The 22,181-nt window shown below is 74.1% G+C and carries 9 protein-coding genes; all 9 read right to left on the reverse strand.

The genetic code is table 11. The features are described from left to right. Positions 1-130: 130 nt before the first annotated feature. Positions 131-1,009 carry a bile acid:sodium symporter family protein gene (locus ADK67_RS22135; RefSeq protein ID WP_053718418.1) on the reverse strand — a complete coding sequence of 293 codons (879 nt, stop codon included), beginning with the start codon at positions 1,007-1,009 and terminating at the stop codon, positions 131-133. 105 nt (positions 1,010-1,114) lie between these two features. Then, a complete protein-coding gene (locus ADK67_RS22140; protein WP_053718386.1) occupies positions 1,115-2,113 on the reverse strand; it encodes a class I SAM-dependent methyltransferase in 999 nt (332 codons plus the stop codon). 2 nt (positions 2,114-2,115) lie between these two features. Beyond that, positions 2,116-6,534, reverse strand: a complete 4,419-nt coding sequence (locus ADK67_RS22145) for a non-ribosomal peptide synthetase family protein (RefSeq protein ID WP_053718387.1) — start codon at positions 6,532-6,534, stop codon at positions 2,116-2,118. Continuing rightward, positions 6,531-7,853 carry an MFS transporter gene (locus ADK67_RS22150; protein WP_053718388.1) on the reverse strand — a complete coding sequence of 441 codons (1,323 nt, stop codon included), beginning with the start codon at positions 7,851-7,853 and terminating at the stop codon, positions 6,531-6,533. Before ADK67_RS22150 ends, ADK67_RS22145 begins: the two co-directional genes overlap by 4 nt. Then, entirely contained in the window at positions 7,850-11,071 is a 3,222-nt protein-coding gene (locus ADK67_RS22155) for a non-ribosomal peptide synthetase (RefSeq protein ID WP_053718389.1), read from the reverse strand. The genes ADK67_RS22150 and ADK67_RS22155 overlap by 4 nt, the downstream gene beginning before the upstream one ends. After that, on the reverse strand, positions 11,068-11,745 hold the full coding sequence (locus tag ADK67_RS22160; protein ID WP_053718390.1) for a DUF6875 domain-containing protein: 678 nt from the start codon (positions 11,743-11,745) through the stop codon (positions 11,068-11,070). The genes ADK67_RS22155 and ADK67_RS22160 overlap by 4 nt, the downstream gene beginning before the upstream one ends. After that, entirely contained in the window at positions 11,745-13,082 is a 1,338-nt protein-coding gene (locus ADK67_RS22165) for an FAD-dependent oxidoreductase (protein WP_053718391.1), read from the reverse strand. Before ADK67_RS22165 ends, ADK67_RS22160 begins: the two co-directional genes overlap by 1 nt. After that, entirely contained in the window at positions 13,079-16,234 is a 3,156-nt protein-coding gene (locus ADK67_RS22170; protein ID WP_053718392.1) for a non-ribosomal peptide synthetase, read from the reverse strand. The genes ADK67_RS22165 and ADK67_RS22170 overlap by 4 nt, the downstream gene beginning before the upstream one ends. Further along, positions 16,231-22,083, reverse strand: coding sequence for a non-ribosomal peptide synthetase (locus ADK67_RS22175; RefSeq protein ID WP_053718393.1), 5,853 nt, complete (start codon positions 22,081-22,083; stop codon positions 16,231-16,233). The genes ADK67_RS22170 and ADK67_RS22175 overlap by 4 nt, the downstream gene beginning before the upstream one ends. Positions 22,084-22,181: the final 98 nt, after the last annotated feature.

Raw genomic sequence — 22,181 nt, forward strand, 5'->3', positions numbered from 1 at the left:
GCAAGCTGTGGTTACGCACTGCTTTGGCGGGCCGGTATCGGGCTACCGCGTGGTCTCATCCGAGAGGACTATCGGTTGCCCCGATAAATCGGCTCAGCGCTGGTCTGTCCGGCGGGCGTGCGCTCGGCGTTCAGTCCAGTACGGCGTCGCGCTCCTTGTTCCCGCGGGTCAGGAGGAACCCGGCCACCGCGGCGAGCGGGAACATCACCACCGCGTACACGGCGGCGGGCACGGCCAGCCGCTCGCTGCCGAGCACGCTCACCGCCACCGTGATCGCCAGGGTGCTGTTGTGCACGCCGACCTCGAACGCCGACGCGATCGCCTGCCGGTGGTCGACCTTCGCCAGCCGGGGCAGCAGGTAGCCCACGCCGAGGCTGAACGCGCAGAACACCGCGCTCACCAGCCCGACGGCGGCCATGTACTCGGCGGTGTGCTCGATCTCGGCGAGGATCGTGCCGACGATCACGACCACCAGCACCACGCCCGAGACGATGCGCACCGGCCGGTCCGCGCGGTCGGCGAACGCCGCGGACCAGCGGCGCACCAGCATGCCGAGCACGACCGGCACGAGCACGATCGCGAAGACCTGCACGACCTTGCCGAACTCCAGCCCGACCACGCCGTCCGCCGTCGGCTCGAAGTAGTCGAGGGCGAAGTTCACGACCAGCGGCAGCGTGATCGCCGCGACCACGGAGTTCACCGCGGTCAGCGTGATGTTCAGGGCGACGTCGCCGCGGAAGAGGTGGCTGAACAGGTTCGCCGTGGTCCCGCCAGGTGACGCGGCGAGCAGCATCATCCCGACCGCCAGCAGTGGGTCCAGGCCGAACGCCAGCACCAACCCGAAGCACGCCGCCGGCAGCAGGACCAGTTGGGTGGCCAACGCGATCGCCACCGCGCGCGGCGTCCGCGCGACCCGGGCGAAGTCGGCGACCGTCAGCGACAGCCCGAGCCCGAACATGACCACGGCCAGCGCGACCGGTAGCCCGACGCTCGTCAGGGCGGAATCCACGGCGATCACCTGCCTCTCTGCGTCCAACCCGGAGTCGGAAGGCGAATCCTGCCCCACGACGGCGCAAATCGGGAGACCGAATCTTGCTGCTTCACGACTCCCGGGTCAGGACTTGCGGGCGACCAGGAGCGACTGGCCCGGTGACGTGGTCAGAGGGTGGCGGACGGGGGCGCCGAAGCCCGCCGCGGTGAGCCAGGCGGTGATCTCGGCCGTGCCGTAGACCTGACCGCCTTGGCCGTGGAACAGGTTGAGGCTGAAGACCCGGGCGAAGGCGTCCGACGCGCGGTCGGGCGAGTGCTCGTCGTGCTCCAGCAGCACCACCGCGCCGCCCGGTCGGAGCGCCGACGCGACGCGCGCCAACAACTCCTCGTTCGCCGCCGCCGGCCGTCCGTGGACGACGTTGAACAGCAGCACGGTGTCGTAGTCCGCGCCGAGGTCGAGCGTGTCGTAGTCACCGGCGCGCAAGGTGATCCGCTGGGACAGGCCCGCGTCGGTGACGGCGCCCGCGCCCACCGCCAGCGCGTCCGGCAGGTCGACGACCGTCGCGCGGAGCGAGGGGTGCGTCGCGCACAGCCGGATCGCGTGCTTCGCGTGCCCGCCGCCCACGTCCAGCAACGTCGAGCCGACCGGCACGATCGACGCCACCTCGGGCGCGATCGCGTCGGCGTGCCCGGACAGCATGCCCTGGAACCGGCGCAGCACCTCCGGCCGTTCGGCGAGCCACGCGTAGAAGTCGATCGCGGGCTTGCCGGTGCGCACCGACTCCTCCAAGCCCTCCCACGACTCGAACAGCACCACCGACCAGAACTTGTCCACCTCGGAGTACCCGCCGCCGGCCAACCACTTCGCGGTCTCGTCGGTGTTGGCGTACCCGTCCGGCCCGCGGGTCAGGTACCCGAACGACACCAGCGCCTCGGCCAGCAGCCCGGTGCCGCGCGGGTCGGCGCCGAGCGCGGACGCCAGCGAGCCCACCGGACGCGGACCGTCGGCCAGCGCGTCGAACACGCCGAGCCGCAGCCCCGCCGCGACGGCCCGGTAGCCCGCGGTGGCGAGCAGGTCGTGGAACGACGGCGGACCGTCGTCCGGTCCCAGGTGCAGTGGCATGGTCAGCCCCTTTCCGGCAGCACGCCCGCGGCGGCGAGGTAGTCCACGTGCCGGGCGATCATCTCGGCGTCCGCGGGCGGGAACTCCACCCCGCACGACGCCGCGGCGGCCCACGTGGTCGAGCAGTCGAACACCGGGTGCGCCCGGTGCGTGGTGGTCAGGCCGAACGCCAGCGGGCCGAACGCGCTGTCCGGGCTCTCCAGCATCAACGACCGCCAGTCCGCGTACTCCAGCAGGCGGGTCGGGTAGCCCTTCGCGGTGAGCACCTCGCCCAGGTCGGCGTAGCTGAACCCGTCGGCCCGGTAGTAGTGGAAGTCGCGGCCGTGCAGCGACGGTCGGGTCGAGATGCCCGCGATCGCGCCCGCGAGCCGGTCCACCGGCAGCATGTCGATCACGTCCGGTGTGCGCGGCACGGCGCCCGCGTGCGCGCAGGTCGCGATCTGCCTGCTCAGGTACGACTCGGTCTTCGCCGTGCCGGTGCGCACGTCGCCCACGATCGCGGCGATGCGGTGGATCGACACCGGCACGCCCCGGTCCCGCGCGAGCACGCCCATCATGTCGGCCACCCACTTCGTGGTGTGGTAGCCGGTGTCCAGGCCGGTCGGGTCCTCGGGCCGGTCCGCCTCGGTGATCAGCTTCCGGTCGTAGTTCGCGCCGAGGAACACGCCGAGCGTCGACATCAGGTGCAACGGCTTGGTCGCGTACCGGGTGGCCAGCCGCAGCACGTCCACCGTGCTGCCCACGTGCGGCGGCATCATCCACTGGTAGGTCAGGACGAAGTTCATCACCGCGCCGTTGTGGTAGATCGCGTCCATGCTCTCGGCCAGCGCGTCGAAGTCCCGCTCCGCCAAGCCGAGCAGCGGCCGGGACATGTCGCCGATCACCGGCACCACCCGGGCGAACCGCTCCTCGGGCACGTCGAGGTGCGCGCGCCGCAGGTTGGCGCGGACGCGGGCCAGGGCGACGGCCGGCGTCTCCGCCCGGACCAGGCAGTGCACCTCGGCGTCCGTGCGGGCCAGCAACTCGCTCAGCAGGTGCGCGCCGAGGAACCCGGTCGCGCCGGTCAGCAGCACCCGTTCCGGGGCGCCGGTGCGCACCGGGTGCCGCACCTCGACGTCGTCCGGCGGTATCGCGTCCACCCGCATCTCCGGCACGGACGGCAGGCCGGACTTGTAGCGCTTGGCGAACGTGTGGTCCGACGCGGCGGCCTGCTCCACCACCTCGGCCAGCTCGGCGAGGTCGGCGGTGGCGAACAACGCGCGCAGCGGCACGGTCACGCCCAGCAGCGTGCGCACCTTGGCCAGCACGGCGGCGGCGATCAGGGAGTGGCCGCCCAGGCCGAAGAAGCTGTCCCGGCGGCCGACCAGCGGCACGTCCAGCACCTCGGACCAGACCTCGGCCAACGTCCGCTCGACCGGTGTGCGCGGCGGCTCGTACGGCGTCAGCCTGGCCGTCGGGTCGGGCTCGGGCAGCGCCGCCACGTCGACCTTGCCGTGCCGGGTGAGCGGCAGCTCGTCCAGCACCACGACCGCGCCGGGCAGCATGGCGTCCGGCAGCCGTCCGGCGCAGAACGCCCGCACCTCGTCCAGTTCCGGCGCGACGGTCCGCGACCGCGGCACGACGTAGGCGACGAGGGTGTCGCCGCGCACCGCCACCGCGGCCTCGGCGATCGCCGGGTGTGCCAGCAGCGCGGACCGCACCTCGCCCGGCTCGATCCGGTGTCCGCGGAGCTTGACCTGGTCGTCCACCCGGCCGAGGAACTCCAGCGCGCCGTCGGGCAGCAGCCGCACCAGGTCGCCGGTGGCGTACATCCGGCCGCCCAGGACGGTCGGGTCCGGCAGGTACGCGGCGGCGGTGCGCTCCGGGTCGTTGCGGTAGCCGCGCGCGGGTGCGAGACCGCCGATGTGCAACTGGCCGGGCACGCCGACGGGAGCCGTGCGCAGGTCCGCGTCCAGCACGTAGGCGCGCACGCCGGGCAGCGGACGCCCGATCGGCAACGTCGCCGCGCGCGGGTCGACCTCGGACGCGTCGACCGTGCGGTGGGCCGTGGCGCAGACCGTGGTCTCGGTCGGCCCGTAGTGGTTGACCAGCGCGACCTTGCCGCCGGTCAGCGCGGCCCACTCGGCGACCGTAGTGGTCGGCACCGCTTCGCCGCCGATCATCATCACGGTCAGCGGACCGGGGTCGACGTCGAGGCCGGCCAGGTCCGACACCCAGCGCTTGAACAGCGCGGCGGGGGAGTCGACGGCGGTGACGGCGTGGTCGGCGCACAGCTTGAGCAGGTCCGCGCCGCCGATCGCGGCCGGTTCGGGGTGCACGACGACCGCCGCGCCCGCGCACCACGCCGGGAACACGTCGCCCACCGACGCGTCGAAGCTCAACGGCGGGATCATCAGGATCCGCTGGCCGGGCGCGAACCCGTGCAGGTCGATGAACGCGCCGGTCAGGTTCGCGAGCGTGTCGTGCTGCACCTGCACGCCCTTGGGCACCCCGGTCGACCCGGACGTGTAGACGACGTACGCCAACCCGTCGTCGGGCAGGTCCACCGCAGGCGGCGCGTCGGCCTCGCCGGTGAACGCGTCGTCGGCGGTGTCCAGCAGCACGCCGTGGAACTCGCCGAACCGGTCGCGGTTGGCCGGCGCGGTGATCACCACGGGCGCGCCGCAGTCGGTGAGCAGCCCGGCGAGCCGGGCGGGCGGGTGCGCCGGGTCGAGCGGCACGTACGCGCCACCGGCCTTGAGCACGGCCAGCAGCGCCACCAGCGCGTCCGGCCCGGCCTTCACCGCCAGCCCGACGGGCGTCTCGCGGCCGACGCCCCACCCGGCGAGCACGTGCGCCACCCGGTTGGCCCGCCGGTCGAGCTGCGCGAACGTCACCTCCGTGCCGTCGGCCAGGTCGAGCACGGCGGTGGTGCCGGGGTGGGCGGCGACCTGCTCGGCGATCCGGGCGAGCACGCCGGGGTGGCGCAGCGACAACGCCGGGTCCAGGGCGTCCTGCGGTTCGCCGTTCAACCGGCCGGCGGCCAGGCGGTCGGCCTTCGTCGTCGTGTCCACCGCGGACAGCCGGGCGGACGGGTCGGCCACCAGGGCGGTCAGCACCGCGAGCAGGTGGTCGGCCAGCCGTGCCACGCTGTCCGCGTCGAACACGTCGGTGCTGTAGTCGAGGTTCGCGGGCCAGTCGCCGTCGTTCTCCCGCACGTGCAGGGTGAGGTCGAACCGGCTGGTCTCGCGGTCGATCGGCAGCTCCGCCGCGTCCATCCCGGCCCACTCGCTCGCGCCGCCGCCCCGGTTGAGCACCAGCATCACCTGGAACAGCGGGTGGTGCGCGAGGTCGCGGCGCGGCGCCACCCGGGCGGCGACCTCGTCGAAGCTCACCTCGGCGTGGTCCAGCGCGTCGATCGCGGTGGCGCGGGCCCGGCCGAGCAGGTCGGCCACGGTCGGGTCGCCGGACAGGTCCAGCCGCAGCGCGGTGGTGGTGACGAACATGCCGACCGAGCGCTCCAACTCGGGGAACGGCCGGTGCGTGGTCGGCGAGCCGATCACCAGGTCGTCCGCGCCCGACCGGCGCGACAGCAGCACGCCGAACGCGGCCAGCAGACCGGCGAACGTGGTGCAGCCGTGCGCGCGGGTCACCTCGGCCAGCTTCCCGGCCAACGCGGCGGGCACGGTGAACCGGTGGCTGCCACCGGCCGTCGTGCGGTTCGGCGTGCGCGGCCGGTCCAGCGCCAGGTCCAGCACGTCCGGCGCGCCGTTCAGCCGGTCGTGCCAGTGGTCCAGCTGCCGCTGCCGCTCACCGTCGGTGAGCCGGTCGGCCTGCCAGTGCACGTAGTCGGGGAACTGCGCGCCGACCGGCTCCGGGGTCACGCCCGCGTAGACGTCGCCGACCTCGCCCGCCACCACGCCGAGCGACAGGTCGTCGCACACGATGTGGTGCGCGCTGAACACGACCGCCGTGTCGCCCGGACCGACCCGCACCACCCGGACGCGCAGCAACGGCGCGACGGCCAGGTCGAACGGTGTGTCCACTTCGGACACCAGGAAGGCGTCCAGCTCGTCCTCGCCGTCGACCGACGAGAACGCCACGTCGGCGGGCACGTCGTCCAGCACCTGCTGCTCGGGCACGCCGTCGGTGTCCACGATCCGGGTGCGCAACGCCTCGTGCCGCGCCATGACGGTCCGCACGGCGGCGCGCAACCGGTCCTCGTCGATCTCGCTGGCAACTCGGTGCGCGGCGAACATGACGTACGCGCCCGCGTCCAGGCCGAGCCGCCCGGTCAGCCACAGCCCGCGCTGGTTGCCGGACAGCGGCACGACCGCGCCGTCGGGACGGCGCGGCACCGCCTGGCGCGGTGCGGCGGCCAGGCCGCGTTCGGCGAGCAGCTTGGCCAGCAGGCGTTCGCGGTGGTCGGAGAGCTCGGTCATCCCAGGGTCCTCTCAGGTGACGGCGTCTCGTCGGCCACCGCGTCGGGCAGGTCGTCCACGGTCCGCAGCCGGGGCCGCGTCCAGGCGTAGGCCGCCAGCGCGAGCATCAGCACGCCGACGACCAGGAAGATCAGGGCGATGCCGCGGCCCTCGCCGGTGCCGATGAGCGCGCCGACGCCACCGGCCAGCGGACCGTCGGCCGCCATCAGGGGTTCGGCCACGCCGTCCGTCAGCGGGCCGATCATGAGGAACGCGACGGGCATCGCGGCGGTGCTGAGCATCCGCACCACGGCCAGCACCCGGCCCAGCACCGCGGGGTCGACCTTGGTCTGCAACAACGTCACGCAACACGTGTTGATCAACGGCAGGGTGAACAGGAACGCGGGCGCGGCCACGCCGATCAGCCACGGCGACGGCGCGAGCGAGTGCAGCACCAGGAACACCCCGCCCAGCGCCAACCCGGCGTAGATGCCGTGCACCCGGCGTCGCGGACCGCCCCACACGCCCATCACCAGGCCGCCGACGAACAGCCCGCTGCCGCCCGCGGCCATCAGCACGCCGAGCGTCGCCGGACCGGAGAACGACAGGATCAGCGGCTGCACCAACCCGCCCGCGATGGCGAACAGGAAGTTCCACACCCCGAACACCGCGCACAGCGCGAACAGACCGGGCGCGCCGCGCAGCCACCTCAACCCCGCGCCGATGCCCTCGCGCTCCGCGTCCGCGGCCCCCGCGGGCCGCACGGCTTCGTCGGGCAGCCGGGCCAGCAGCAGCGCGCCGACCGCGAACACCATCGACACGAGGTCGACCAGCAGCACGCCCCGCAGCCCCACCAGGCCGAGCAACGCGCCGGCGACCAGCGGCGCGGCGATCTGCACGCCCTGCGTGATCTGCATCAGGCCGTTGATCCGGCCCAGGTGCTCCTTGGGCACCAACGCCGGCACCAGGGCCGTGTAGGCGATGATGTGGAACGAGTTCAGCGTCGCGGTCAGCGCGGTGGCCACGTAGACCTGCCACACCGCCAACGAGTCCGTCGACACGGCCACCAGCAGCAGGGCCGTCACCACGCCCGCGCCGGAGTCGGCGACCAGCATGATCCGCTTGCGGTCGTACCGGTCGGCCACCGCGCCCGCGTACGGCGCGAGCAGGATGCCCGGCACCACCGCGCAGAACTGGATCAGCACGAACGTCGTCACCGACCCCGTGCCCAGGTACACCCACACGCCGAGCACGAACGCGGTCAGCGCGGAGCCGATCACCGACACCAGCTGACCGGCCCACACCACGGCGAACCTGCGCAGCCCCGCCTGCGCGCTCACCGGGACTCACCGAGCATCGACTCGACCTCCTCGGCCGACATCGCGGCCAGTCGCAGGCGCAGTTCGGCGACCGCCGCCACCCGTGCCGGGTCGTCCAAGGTGGTGAGCGCGGCGGCGACACCGGCCACGGTCGGCGCGGCGAACATCCGGCCGATCGGCACCGTCACCGCGAACGCGGCCCGCACCCTCGCCAGCGCCTTCGCCGCCAGCAGCGAGTGACCGCCCAGGGCGAAGAAGTCGTCGTGCACCCCGACTTCCGGCACGCCCAACACCTCGACCCAGATGCCGGCCAGCACTTCCTCCACCGCGTCACGCGGCGGCACCCGTTCGCCACCGACGTCCCACACCGGCGCGGGCAGCGCCTTGCGGTCGGTCTTGCCGTTGGGCGTCAACGGGAACGCGTCCAGCACCACCGCCGTGGCGGGCAGCATGTAGTCCGGCAGCCGTTCCGCCAGGCGGGCGCGCAACCGGGGCCACAGCCCGTCCCGCGGCACGTCCGCCGGCACGACGTAGGCGACGAGCCGTTCGTCGACGGCCAGCACGACCGCCTCGCGCGCCTCGCCGGACGCCAGCACCGCGGCCTCGACCTCGCCGAGCTCGATCCGGAACCCGCGCACCTTCACCTGGTGGTCGGCCCGCCCCAGGAACTCCAGCGTGCCGTCCGACCGGTGCCGCACCAGGTCGCCCGTCGCGTACAGCCGCCGTCCGGGCTCCTCGGCGAACGGGTCCGGCACGAACCGGCTCGCGGTCAGCTCCGGCCGGTCGTGGTAGCCGCGGGCCACGCCCGCGCCGCCGATGTGCAGCTCGCCGACCACGCCCGGCGGCACCGGTTCCAGCCCCGGGCCCAGCACGTACAGGCGGGTGTTGCCGATCGGCGGCCCCAGCACGACCGGCGCGGGGGAGGGCTCGACCAGACCGGCGGACGACCAGACCGTGGTCTCCGTGGGTCCGTACGCGTTCCACAGCACCGCGTCGTCGGTGAGCAGGTCGTCGGCCAGGTCGCGCGGCAACGCCTCGCCGCCGCAGATCCGGGTCGCCACCCCGGCGGGCACGCCACCGGCGGCGTGCAGCAGCCGCCACGTCGCCGGGGTGGCTTGCAGCGTGGTGACCTCACGGTCGACCAGCAGTTCCCGCAACGCCGCACCGTCGGCGCTCACGTCCGCGGGCACGACCAGCACCTCCGCGCCAGCGGTCAACGGCAGCAGTAGCTCCAGCACCGAGATGTCGAACGACAGCGTGGTCACCGCCGCCAGCCGGTCTTCCCCGGTCAGCGCGAGCAGCCGTTGGAACGACACCAGCAGGTTCACCACCGCGCGGTGCGGCACCTCGACGCCCTTGGGCGTGCCGGTCGAACCGGACGTGTAGATGATGTACGCCAAGTCCTCGCCGGAGGCCGGGCACGGCACGGGCGCCGGCTCGAAGCGGTCCGCGTCGGCGAGGCGCAGCACCGTGCCGCCGAACGGCAGCTCCCGGTCCGTGACGAGCACGGCCGCGCCCGAGTCGGCCAGCATCGCGGTCAACCGGTCCACCGGCCAACCCGGGTCCAGCGGCACGTACGCGGCGCCCGCCTGCCACACGCCCAGGACGGCGGCAACCAGGTCCGGTGTGCGCGGCAGGCACAGCGCCACCGCCGAGCCCAGGCCCACGCCGTGCGCCCGGAGCAGGGCGGCGATCTGCCCGGCGCGCGTCTCCAGCTCCGCGTACGTCAGCCGCGAGTCCACTCCGGACACCGCCGTGCCGTGCCCCGTGACCAGGTCCAACGCGGTGCGTGCGGGCGGCAGGGCCAGGTCGGTGGCGTTGTCGCCCTCCAGCACCTCCCACCGTCGCACGCCGGTCAGCCCGTCCAGCTCGCCGATCCGCCGGTCCGGGTGCTCGGCCGCCGCGGTGAGCAGCGCGATCAGCCGGTCGGTGAACTCGGCGATGGTCGACTCGTCGAACAGGTCGGTGTTGTACTCGACGCCCAGCGCGAGCGTGTCGCCCTGCGGGTCGGCGGCGAGCGTGAGGTCGAACTTCGCCACCTTCGGGTCGGGCACCAGCGGCGTCACCTCCAGCCCGGTCAGCGCGATGTCCAGCGGCGGGGTGTTGGTGAAGATCAGCTGAGCCTGGTAGATCGGCGCGTGCCCGGTGCTGCGCCGCGGGCGCAGGTGCTCCACCAGCCGTTCGAACGGCAGGTCGGCGTGCGCGAGACCGTCCGCCGCGACCTGCCGGACCCTGGCCAGCAGCTCGGTGAACGTCGGGTCGCCGCCCACCTGCGCGCGCAACGCGAGCGTGTTGACGAAGAACCCGATCAGGCCCTCCAGGTCGGGGTGGGAACGTCCGGCGACCGGCGTGCCGACCACCACGTCGTCCTGCCCGGCCAACCGGCCCAGCCGGGCCGCGAACGCCGCCAGCAGCACCATGAACACGGTGACGCCGTGCGCGCGGGCCAGCTCCTCCAGCGGTCCCAGCGGCACGTAGCCGTACCGGAGCGCGCCCCGGTAGGTGACCACCGGCGGCCGCGGCCGGTCGGTCGGCAGGGTCAGCAGTTCCGGCGCGCCCGCCAGGTGCCGCGTCCAGAAGTCGAGGTGCCCGGCGGAGACCTCGGCCATCCGGTCGCGCTGCCACACCGCGAAGTCCGGGTACTGCAGGGTCAACGCGGGCAGGTCCGGGTCACGGCCGGCCAGCGCCGCGTCGTACGCCTTCCCCAGCTCGTCGAGCAGCACCGACAGTGACCACGCGTCGGCGGTGATGTGGTGCAGGTTGAGCACCAGCACGTGGTCGTCGTCGGCGAACCGCCCGAGGCTCGCCGTGAACAGCGGCCCCCGGTGCAGGTCGAACCCGATGGCGCCGCGTTCGTCGGCGAACCGCTGCGCCGCCGCGGCACGGTCACCGTCCTGGAGCTCGTGGGTGGTGAGGGTCGCGGTGCCGGTGGGCGCGACCAGCTGCACCGGTTCGCCGCCCGAGTCGGGGAACGTGGTGCGCAGCGACGCGTGCCGGTCGACCAGGGTGTCCAACGCACGGCGCAGCGCGACCTGGTCGAGCGTTCCGCGCAGCCGGAGTGCGAGGGGCACGTTGTAGACGGCGCTGCCGGGGGAGAACTTGTCCAGGAACCACAGCCGTTGCTGCCCGAACGACAACGGGTACGCGGTGGGCGCGGCGGCCCGGGCGCGCAGCCGTCGCGCCAGCAGCTCCCGCTTGCGCGCCGACGCCGCGGCGCCGGAGTCCCGCAGGTCGGTCATGACGTGCTCCCCGATCTGGTCAACCGGTCGGCGGCGGCGCGGACGTGGTCGCGCAGGTGCGTGGGCACGCGGTCGCCGAAGCGCTGCAGGTACGCGGCCACGGTGGTGTCGTCGTCCCGCAGGAAAGGGAAGTCCGTCGGCACCATGTGCCGGATCGCCAGCAGCGGCACGGGGCTGTGCAGCGGCCGGAACACCGGGTTCCACAGGCCCGCCTTCTGCGGCGGGCCGGGGTGGAACTCGCCCAGCATCAGCCCGTCCCGGGTGTACTGCGGCTTGAGCAGCTCCTGCGCCCGGTCCACCACGCCGAACTCGGTCAGGTCCGGGAACAGGAGCACGATGGTCTTGAACTGCGCGCCCGGACCCCGCTTCGGCTCCAGCTCGGCGAACCAGTCGCGGTAGTGCAGCAGCAGCGCGGCCAGCTCGTCGGGCTCCTCCGGCGTGCCGGTGTGCACGGACAGGTAGAACAGACCGCGCTGCAGTGACGTGTCGGTGAACGGGCACACCGCTCCCCTCCGCCCCAGGTCCGGGTGCGGTCCGCACAGGTACTCACCGGCCCACTCGAACACGGTCCGCAGCGGCAGTTCGTGCGCCGCGACCGCGTCGGGCAGCCGAGGCGCGGCGAAGTCCGCCGGCTCGACCAGGGGGTGGGCCTGGTGGGTCGGATGGATCAGCATCAACTCCACCTGCCTTTGTTCCGGGACCGGCGGGTCAGGCCCACCAGCGCCGCACCGGTCACCGCGGCCGTGACGCCGCCGAGCACGCGGTCCTGCCGCCGTGCCCGGGCCAACGCCTCGCCGTACGGGACCGTGGTGTGCGTGATCAGGGTGTAGAGCGGCACCCAGGCGTTCGGGAACATCCGGTGCAGTGCCAGGTCCACCTTCTTGCGCACGGTGAACAGCGGTGACCGCAGCTTGTCCCGCAGCTCCACGAAGTTGCGCTTGGACAGCTCCGCCAGCACGTCGGTGTGCGGCCGGCGCGAGGCCTCGAACTCGGCCAACGCCCGCGGCAGGTCGTGCGGGTGCGCGGCCAGGCACCGGTCGAGCACCGAGCAGTCCTCGAACGCCGCGTTCATGCCCTGTCCGAAGAACGGGTACACGGCGTGCGCGGCGTCACCGATCAACACCACCCCGCGTCCCTCGTCCGTGGCCACGTGCCACGGCGAGGTGCGCACGGTGACCAGGTTCGCGGGCGGGTGCGCCAGGAACTGCTCGACCACGTCCGGGATGAGGACGAGCGTGTCGGGGAACCGGCGGGCGAAGAACGACCGCACCCGTTCGGGTTCGGTCAGGCCGGCGAACCCGTGCTCGCCGTCGAACGGCAGGAACACGGTCGCGGTGAGCGAGCCGTCCCGGTTCGGGTGCGCCACGATCAGACCCTCGTCACCCGGCCACACGTGCAACGCCCGCAGCTCCGTGCGCGGCTCGCCGTCGTCGCCGACCGGGATCAGCAGCTCCTTGTAGCCCCACTCCAGGAACTCCTGGTGCAGGTCGACGCGCAGGCCGCGGCCGAGGTGGCCGCGCACGGCGGAGAACGCGCCGTCCGCGCCGATGATCAGGTCCGCCGTGTGCACGCTCCCGTCGTCGGTGGTGACGGCGGGCTTGGCGCGGTCGACGGCGCTGACCCGGTCGCCCCAGCGGAACTCGACGCCGAGCCGTTCGGCCTCGTCCACCAGCGCCACGTTCAGGTCGTGCCGCAGCACGGAGTGCAGGATCTGGTCCTCGGCCAGGCCGTAGGGCTGGAAGCGCAGCGTGCCGTCCGACAGGTGCACGGCCCGGCCGCGCATCGGCACGGTCAGCGGCGCCAACCGCTCCAGCAAGCCGATCTCCCGCAACGCCACGATGCCGCGCTGGGACAGGCCGAGGTTGATCGACCGGCCTTCCTCCCGCACGCCCGGGGCCCGCGGGTCGCCCCGCCGTTCCAGCACGCGCACGCCGAACCCTCGTCGGGCCAGGTAGACGGCCGTCAGCGAACCGGCCAGCCCCGCGCCGACCACCACCGCGTCCCGGCTCATGCGTCGTCCTCGTCCACCAGGGCGCCGAGCAGCCGGTCGATCTCCTCGTCGGACAGCTCGTCGAGCTGGTCCAGCAGCGGCACCGGCCCCCGTGCCACCGAACCCGTGCCGCGACCGAGGTTCGCGCACAGCTCGGCGATGGTCGGCGCGGCGAACAGCGTCGCCAACGGCAGGTCGACGTCCAGCGCGACCCGCACCCGCGCCAACATCTGGGTCGCGGTCAACGAGTGGCCGCCCAGGGCGAAGAAGTTGTCGTGCACGCCGAGCGGCGCGTCCGCGGGCATGCTCAACACCTCGCGCCAGATCACCGCCAGCCGCCGTTCGGTGTCGTCACGCGGCTCGACCCGCTCGACGTCGTCGGTCGTCCACACCGGATCGGGCAGCGCGTCCCGGTCGATCTTGCCGGTGCCGGTGCGCGGCAGCTCCGGCAGCACGACGACCGCCGCCGGGAGCATGTAGTCGGGCAGGCTCACGGCCAGGTGCGGCCGCACCCGCCGGCGCAACTCGTCCTCGCCCAGGTCCGGGTCGGCGGGCACCGCGTACGCCACCAACCGCACGTCGGCGGCGTGCGCGGACCACGCGACGACGACGGCCTGCGCCACGTCCGGGTGGGCGCGGAGCACGGCTTCGATCTCGCCCGGCTCGATCCGGTAGCCGCGCACCTTGAGCTGCCGGTCGGCGCGCCCGAGGAACTCCAGCTTGCCGTCGGCGTGCCGGCGGGCGAGGTCGCCGGAGGCGTAGAGCCGCCCGCCGGGCGGTCCGAACGGGTCGGGCAGGAACCGCTCCGCGGTGAGACCCGGTTGGCCGTGGTAGCCGCGGGCCACGCCCGCGCCGCCGATGTGCAGCTCGCCGATCACCCCCGGCGGCACCGGCCGCAGCAACGGGTCCAGCACGTGCAGCGAGGTGCCCTTCACCGCCGGACCCAGCCGCACGGGGTCCGGCGCGCGCGACACCACACCGGCCGCCGAGTACACCGTGGTCTCGGTCGGCCCGTAACCGTCGATCAGGGTCGCGCCGTCGGTCTGGAGGTCGTCGGCCAGGTCGCGGGTCATCGCCTCGCCGCCGCTGATCCGCAGCCGCACGCGCGCGGGCACCCCGCCCGCGGCGACGATCATCCGCCAGCTCGCCGGTCCGCCCTGCACGACCGTCGCCCGCGTCTCGTCGACGCGTGCGCGCAGCAGCGCTCCGTCGGCCACGTCGTCCGCCGGGATCACGACGAGCGTCGCGCCGCTGATGAGCGGGGCGAGCATCTCCACCGTGGACACGTCGAACGCGGGCGTGGTGATCGACGCGAGCCGGTCGGCCGGCGTCAGCTCCATCAGCTCGCCCATCGCGCGCAGCAACGCGGCCAGCCCACCCTGGGTGCACCGGACGCCCTTCGGCTTGCCGGTGGACCCGGAGGTGTGGATGACGTAGGCCAGCATCCCGGGGTGCTGCCGCGCCGCCGGGGGAGGCGTGTCGGGTTGCGCGTCGAGGTCGGCGGTGTCCAGGTCGACTTCGGTCCACGGCCCGGTCAACGGTCCCGTGACCGCGCGCGACGCGCCGTCCGTGACGAGCACCGGCACGTCGGAACCGGCGGCCATCGCGGTCAGCCGGGCCGGTGGCCACGACGGGTCGAGCGGCAGGTAGCCCGCGCCCGCCCGCCACGCGGCGAGGATGCCGACCACCATCGGCGCCCCACGGTCCAGGCACAACGCCACCGGCTGGTCCGGCCGCACGCCCGCGGCCAGCAGCACGTGCGCCAGTCGGTTCGCCGCCCGGTCCAGCTCGCCGCACGTCAACGCGCCCTCGATCGCGACCGCGTCCGGGTGGTCGGCCAACGCGGCGAACACGAGGTCGGCGGCGGTCTCCGCGGGCACCTCGACGGCGGGTTCCCGCGGCGCGTCGTCACCGAGCCGGAGTTCGGCGACCCGGTCGGCGGGGGAGGCGTGCACGGCGGCGGCGAACACCGCGTGCAGCGCGGCGATCGTCTCCGGCGTGAACAGCTCGGAGTCGTACTGCCAGCGCGCGAACCACCGTTCGCCTGCCCGTTCGACGGTCAACGACAGGTCGAACTTCGCGCCGCCGTTCGCGACCGCCTCGGGCCGGAGCGTGATCGGACCCGCTTCGCGCGGCGGGGGCACGGGTTCGACCGCGAACATCACCTGCACCAGCGGCGCGTGGGCGAGCGTCCGTTGCGGCGCGGCGATGTCCACCAGTTGCTCGAACGGCAGTTCCTGGTGGGCGAGCGCGGCCACGGTCGCCTCCTCGGCCGCCGCGACCACCTCGCCGAACGTCGTCTCGGGCGTGATCCTCGCCCGCAACGGCAGGGTGTTGGCCACGAACCCGACCAGACCCTCGGTCTCCGGCCTGGTGCGCGCCGCCACCGGCGTGGCGACCAGGAAGTCCGACTGCCCGGTCACCCGGTGCAGCACGCACTGGAACACCGCGAGCAGCCGGGCGAACGACCCGTCCGGCACGGTCAGCTCCGCCCGCAGCTCCGCGCCACGTCCGGTGGGCGTCGCGGGGCGGGCCCGGTCGGTCGGCAGCGGCAGCACGGTCGGCACGCCGGCCAGCGCCTCGCGCCAGAACTCGGCGTCGGCGGCGAACGCGCCGCTCTCGGCCTGCTCCCGTTGCCACACCGCGTAGTCCGGGTACTGCACGGGCAGGTCCGGCAGGCCGTGCGGCTCACCGGCGACCTCGGCCGCGTACAGCCGGGCCAGCTCGTCGAACAGGACCGCGCACGACCAGCCGTCGGCGATCGCGTGGTGCAGCACGAGGACCAGCACGTGCTCGTCGGGCGTGACGTCGATCAGACCGGCGCGCAGCAGCGGCCCGTCGTGCAGCGAGAACGGTCGGCCGACCTCCTCGCGCACCACCGCGTCCACGTCACCCGACAGCCGCGTCAACGGCACGGTCAACGTCGCCGACACCACCTGCACCGGCACGCCGTCCTCGGCCGCGAACCGCGTCCGCACCGCCTCGTGCCTGGCGACCAGCGCGTTCAACGCCGCCCGCAACGCCTCGGCGTCCAGCGGGCCGTCGATGCCGACCCGCCAGCCGATGTTGTAGACCGGGCTCGCCGGCAGCAGCTGGTCGACCAGCCACAGCCTGCCCTGCCCGGACGACGCCGGGAACCGGAACACCTCGTCTTCTCCCACCACCGCGCTCACCGCGGTCCCTCCCCCCTCGGACCGACACCCTCCGGCCAACCCCGCCGGTCGACCGCCACCACCCGGAACTCCGCCGTGTGCCGCGCGCCCGCGGCGTCGGTCAACCACAACCGGTCCGGGCCGGGCAGCATCTCGCCCACGCCCAGCGGGGCGTCCGGCTTCTCGCGGTCCAGCGCGCGCACCGCGTGCGCGAACAACTCGACCGACGGCTGGCTCTCCAGGTCCACGTAGAACGGCTTGTGCTCGACAGGGCTCTTCACGAACACGAACCTCGGCATGCCGTGCTCACGCCGCCAGGCCTGCGCCCGCAGGAAGCGGGTCGCCTCGTCCGGGGCGAACGCGAACGCCGACCTCGCGGCGGGCAACCGCCAGCCCTCCCTGGCGACGACCAACCGGTCCAGGCTGACCCGGGGCGTGTGCCCGCCCGCGGGCAGCAGCCGGAAGTGCTGCACCAACTGCGCCATGACCTGCTCGTTCAGCAGCTCGACCAGGTCGACGTCCACCCGACCGTCCCGGCTGCGCGCCACCAGCCGCCCGCCGCTCTCGGTCACCTCGCACGCGCCGACCGGCACCGCGTCGCGCAACCCCGGCCCGCACGCGTCGTGCCCGAACACGATCTTCAGGTCGTCGGGCGAGACGAGCGCGTCGGCGAGCCGTTGCGGCGTGCCGCCCTCTTCGCGCGTGGTGGCCAGCACGACCCGCGGTCCCGCCATGTCGTGCCGCATCGCCGCCCGCAGCTGGGCCGGGTCGGGGTGCTGGGACACGAACAACGCCGACCGCATGGTGTTCACGCCGGGGTGCACCTCGCCCAGCACCCACCGGTAGTCGCCCGCCCGGATCGCGTCCTCGTCCCGTGCCGCGATCAGGACGTCGGGGCTGTGCTGGACCGCGCCACGCCACCCCGGCCGGGGCGCGGCGAAAGCCTTGAGCACCGCGTCCCGCACGTCGTCCACCCGGTAGTGGGCCTCGCGCCCGGCCGGCGCCTGCCCGAGGGCCTTGGCCCAGCGGTCCTGCAAGGTCCGCACGAGCCGGCCGATAAGCCGTTCGTCGAGGCGGAAGATCGTGTCGTTGGCCCACAGCCAGAAGTCGGCCAGCCGCACCCGGTCAGAGCCGGTGGCCACGACCCGTTCCCGGTACACCTCGCGCAACGCCCGCCCGTACAGCGCGGCGCCCGCGGAGGTGAACCAGCGTGCGGCTTCCAGCACCAGGGACAACGGCGTCCAGAGCGTTTCCAGCAGCGCGGGGGAGAGGGTGACGTCGAGGTCGCGTCGGCACTCCTCGTGCACCACCGTGCGGCCGGCGTAGAAGAGGCCGGGTCGCCGCACGGCCGCCGTGCCGGTGATGGCGGTGAACGTCTCGTGCAACTCGCCGATGGCGTGCACCAGCCGGTCCGGGTCGCCCACGGCGGCGGCGACCGCGTCCCGTCCCCGTTCGATCCGGTGGAGCGCGCGCTCGGCTTCGGCACGCACCTCAGGGTCGCCGATGGCGGTGATCTGCTCGCGCAGAGCCGTTTCCGGCACCAACGCCTCCGGCGGCACCTCCAACGTCCACGCGATCCGCTTGGCCTGCCGCAGCCGTTCGAGGGTGGCGAGCACGTCGTCGACCGGCCGGTCGAGGTCGCGCGCGATCTCGGGCGCGCGGCGCAGGCCGTCGCAGGCGGCGAGCACGGCCGCGTCGGACGCGGGCAGCCGCACCGGAGCGGTCATCGGGACGTGCATCGTGTCGCCCACGACGTCCACGAACGGCATCCGCCTCGGCACCGCCCACGGCCGCACGGCGTCCGTCGTCAACGCCTCGGCCAACTGCTGGACGGCCCAGTTCTCCAGGTAGGTGGTGCGTGAGTCGATCAGGTCCGGCCCGGGTCTCGCGGTGATCGCGGCGGGCGCGTCGTCCTCGACCCTCGCCCAGCCGACCGGCCCGAAGAAGCCGATGGTGTCGTTCTTGGCGCAGTAGCGCTGGAGGTAGCTGACGACCGTGTGCTCCCAGCGGCGGTAGTCGACGTTGCGCGCCGCGGAACGGTCGCCGGACAACGCCTGGTGCAACGCGTCCACGGCGGTCTGGAGCGCACGCGGGTTCTGCCACGCCACTGCTTCGCGGAACTTCGCGTCACCGCTGACGACGCGCAACACCTCGGCGGCGGCCTTGCGGCCGGCCTCGAACCGGGTCGCGTACTCGGCGAGCAGCGCTTCGTGCCGCGTCGCCGCCTCCTCGGCCGCCGCCAAGGCCGCGTCGACTTCGGCGTTGTCGGCCGTGGCCGGTCCGGCGTCGATCGGCTCCTGACCCACGACCAGCACCAGCGCTGATTCGCCATCGGTTTCGGGTGTGGTCCTCGCCGCCGATCCCGCGACCAGCACCGCGGGCGCGTCCTCGATCGGCAGCGTGACCGCCGGTGAAGCCGCCAACGCCGTGCGGGCCTCGGCGAACCGTCCCTTCCGCACCAGCCGGCCGACCCGCCGCAACGCCGACCGCCGGGCACCGGCGGCCCGGTCCTCCACCTCCCGCAGCACCCGGAACGCCGCCCACCGCGCCTCGCCCACCGCGTCCTCGGCCGCCAGCACGTCCTCCGCCGCACGTGCCGCGTCCGGGCTCGCCACGGCCAGCAGCGGCTCGATGCCGAAGCCCGTGCCGCGCAGCTCGACCCACCGCCACGCCGCCCAGTCACCACCGCTCGGCAGCACCAGGTGGTCCGCGACCGGCCGCGCCGACGTGCGCTGCGCGGGCACCAGGTACGCCGACCGGTCCCGCCGGGTGATCGGCGCACGACCCGTCGACGAACCCACCGCCGCGTCCAGCACCGCCGCGCACCCCGCCAGCGTCCGGGCCCGGTGCAGGTCGGCGACCGGCACCTCGACCCCGAACTCCTCGCGCACCCGGAACGCCAACCGCACCGCGAGCAGCGAGTTGCCGCCCACCGCGAAGAAGTCGTCCTCGGCGAACACCTCCGGCGCGCCGAGCAGGTTCTCCCACACCGCCGCCAACCGCCGTTGCGTGGCGGTCGACGGCCGGGTCCGGTCCGTGCCCCGCGCGCCCGGGGCACGGACCGACCGCAGCGCCGCCCGATCCACCTTGCCGCTGCGGTTCAGCGGCAGCTCCGGCAGCGGCACGTACCGCGCCGGGCAGAGGTAGGCGGGCAGCCGTTCCGCGACGTGCGCGCGCACGTCCTCGACCTCCAACGCGCCGCTCGGCACGACGAACGCCACCAGGTGCCTCGCGTCGTCGTCGCCGAACGGCAGCACGGCCGCCGCCGCGACCGCCGGGTGCTCCCGCACCACGGCCTCGACCTCGGCCGGCTCGACCAGGAACCCGCGCACCTTGACCTGCCGGTCCGCGCGGCCCAGGAACTCCAGCACGCCGTCCGGCCGCCACCGCGCCAGATCTCCCGTCCGGTAGAGCCGCCCGCCCGGCGCGCCCCCGAACGGATCCGGCACGAACTTCGACGCGGTCAACCCCGGCGCGCCCCAGTACCCGCGCGCCAGCCCGTCACCGCCGGTGTACAGCTCACCGGGCACACCCGCCGGCACCGGCCGCATCGACTCGTCCAGCACGTACACCGTCGTCCGCTGGATCGGTGTGCCGATGGGCACCGTCGCGCCGACGTCCGCGGCCGACCGGACGACGTGACACGTGGTGAACGTCGTGTTCTCCGTCGGCCCGTACCCGTTGACCACGGGCTTCCCGCCGCGTACCGCCAACGCCGCGCGCACCGCGTCCGGCGCCAGCACGTCACCACCGGCCAGCAGGTGCTCCACGTCGGCCACCAGCGCCGGGTCGAGCTGGTGGAACAGCCCGGCGGTCAACCACAGCACGCTCACCCGGTGCGTGCGCAGCAGGTCGGCCAGCACCGCCGGGTCGGGCGGACCGGACGGCGCGGCCACCACCCGGCCGCCGGTCAGCAGCGCGCCCCACACCTCCAGCGTGGTCAGGTCGAACGCGGTCGCGGACAGGTGCAGGACCGTCTGCCCCGGTCCGAACCGGGCGAACGACGGCCGCGTGACCAGCCGGACCACACCCCGGTGCGGCACGGCGACGCCCTTCGGCTTGCCGGTCGACCCGGACGTGTAGTTGACGTAAGCCACGCTTAATGGATGAGCGGCGACGCCCGGAGATACCGGGGACTGCTCTGAAAGGTCCAGATCCGGCAGTACGACCGACGCCACACCGTCCGGCAGCGTGCGCGGCCGATCGGACACCACCAGGGGCGTGCCGGACTCGCGCAAAGCCACCGCGTCCCGTGCCGCCGGGTTCGCCGGGTCCAGCGGCAGGTAGGCCGCGCCGGTCTTCAGCACCGCCAGCACCGCGGTCACGAACTCCGCGCCCCGCGGCAGCGACAGCGCCACCGGGCGGTCGGCCTGCGCGCCCCGCGCCAGCAGCACGTGCGCCAACCGGTTCGACCGCTCGTCCAACTCGGCGTAGCTCAGCCACCGCTCGCCGTCGAACACCGCGTCCGCGTCCGGCCGCAGCCGCACCTGCTCGGCGAACAGGTCCGGCACGGTCGCGTCCGCCGGGTAGTCGATCGCGGTGTCGTTCCACCGCTCCAGCACCTTCGCCCGGTCACGCGGCTCGCCCAGCTCGCGCACGGGCCGGTCGGGCGCCTCGGACATGCCCGCCAGCAGGTCGTGGACCTGCGCCAGCACCGCGTCCGGTGCCCAGTCCGGGAACCGGCCGGTGTCGTGGATCAGCTGGAAGCTCAGGCGCGGCTCGGCGAACGCGTACAACGTCATGGCGTAGCCGGGGGTGCGCAGGATGCGGACCCGCCTGCCCGGCGGCGCGGACGGCCGTGCGGCCAGCACCGTGCCGAGCTCGCGGCGTTCGAACAGCACGAGGCTGCGCGTCAACGGCACGTCGTGCCCGGCCGCGCGTTGGATCACCGGCAGCGGGCACAGCTGGTGGTCGCGCGCCCGCACCGACCGTTCCCGCACGGACCGCAGCCAGTCGGCCACCGGCGCGTCCCGGTCCACCGGCAACCGCAGCGGCACGGTCGCCAGCAGCAGGCCGAGCATGTCCGGCGCGCCTTCGACGGTGCCGTGGCGCGCCGCCCTGGTCACCCCGAACACCGCCTCGTCGGCGTGCGCGTGCGCGGTCAGCACCAGGCCCCACGCGGCCAGCACCACCGTGTTCACCGTGACGCCCGCCCGTTCGGCCAACGCCCGCACGGCCTCGGTCTCGGCGTCGGACAGGGCGAGCGCGGCGGTGGCCATGACCGGCGTGTCGGGACCGGCGTGCTCCAGCGGCAGGGGACCCGGCTCCGCCGACCCGGCCAGCTCCGCCGCCCAGAACCGCTCGTCGGCCAGCCGTTCCGGGTGTTCGGGCGCGATCCGGGCGTCGTGCCACCGGGCGTAGTCGGCGAAGTCGGGACGTGCCGCGAACTCCGCCGTGCCGCCGGCGAGCCGGGCCGCGTAGTCGTCGTCGATCTCGGCCAGCAGCATCGCGAGCGAGCGGCCGTCGAGGATCGCGTGGTGGAACGTCGCCACCACCACGTCGCCGGGCAGCGCCACGACCCGCAGCGGCGGCCCGGCCACCGGGTCAACCCCGGCCCGCCGGTCGGCCGCCAGGAACGCCTCCAGGTCCGTCACCGAGCCGTCGACCAGCACCGGGACGTCGTCGGCACGCCCCGGCCACTGCTCCATGCCACCGTCCGCGCGCCAGGCGAACCGGGTGCGCAGCACGGGATGCCGTTCGACGGCGGCACGCCACGCCGCGAGGTACGCGGCGGTGTCCAGGCCGTGCGGCCAGTGCTGCACGCACTGGATGACGTCCGTGCCGGCCGCCGGGTCGCGCAACCCGGCCGCGATCATTCCGCTCTGCAAGGGCAGAGCGGTCGCGAGCCGCGGCACCGAATCCGTGTGCACAAAGCCTCCCCGACGAATGTGTTTCGGGCGCGCACGACCGAACCGGCCGCCGGGAAATTCCCGGAGACCATTTCCGGACAGCGTGGGACCCCTTTACT

This window comes from Saccharothrix sp. NRRL B-16348, from assembly GCF_001280085.1.
Taxonomy (GTDB): domain Bacteria; phylum Actinomycetota; class Actinomycetes; order Mycobacteriales; family Pseudonocardiaceae; genus Actinosynnema.

What these genes read in the sequence shown, in the direction of transcription:
- ADK67_RS22160 (WP_053718390.1), bottom strand. Translation starts at nt 11,745, where the DNA reads ATGCTGATCCATCCGACCCACCAGGCCCACCCCCTGGTCGAGCCGGCG.
- ADK67_RS22155 (WP_053718389.1), bottom strand. Translation starts at nt 11,071, where the DNA reads ATGACCGACCTGCGGGACTCCGGCGCCGCGGCGTCGGCGCGCAAGCGG.
- ADK67_RS22145 (WP_053718387.1), bottom strand. Translation starts at nt 6,534, where the DNA reads ATGACCGAGCTCTCCGACCACCGCGAACGCCTGCTGGCCAAGCTGCTC.
- ADK67_RS22165 (WP_053718391.1), bottom strand. Translation starts at nt 13,082, where the DNA reads ATGAGCCGGGACGCGGTGGTGGTCGGCGCGGGGCTGGCCGGTTCGCTG.
- ADK67_RS22140 (WP_053718386.1), bottom strand. Translation starts at nt 2,113, where the DNA reads ATGCCACTGCACCTGGGACCGGACGACGGTCCGCCGTCGTTCCACGAC.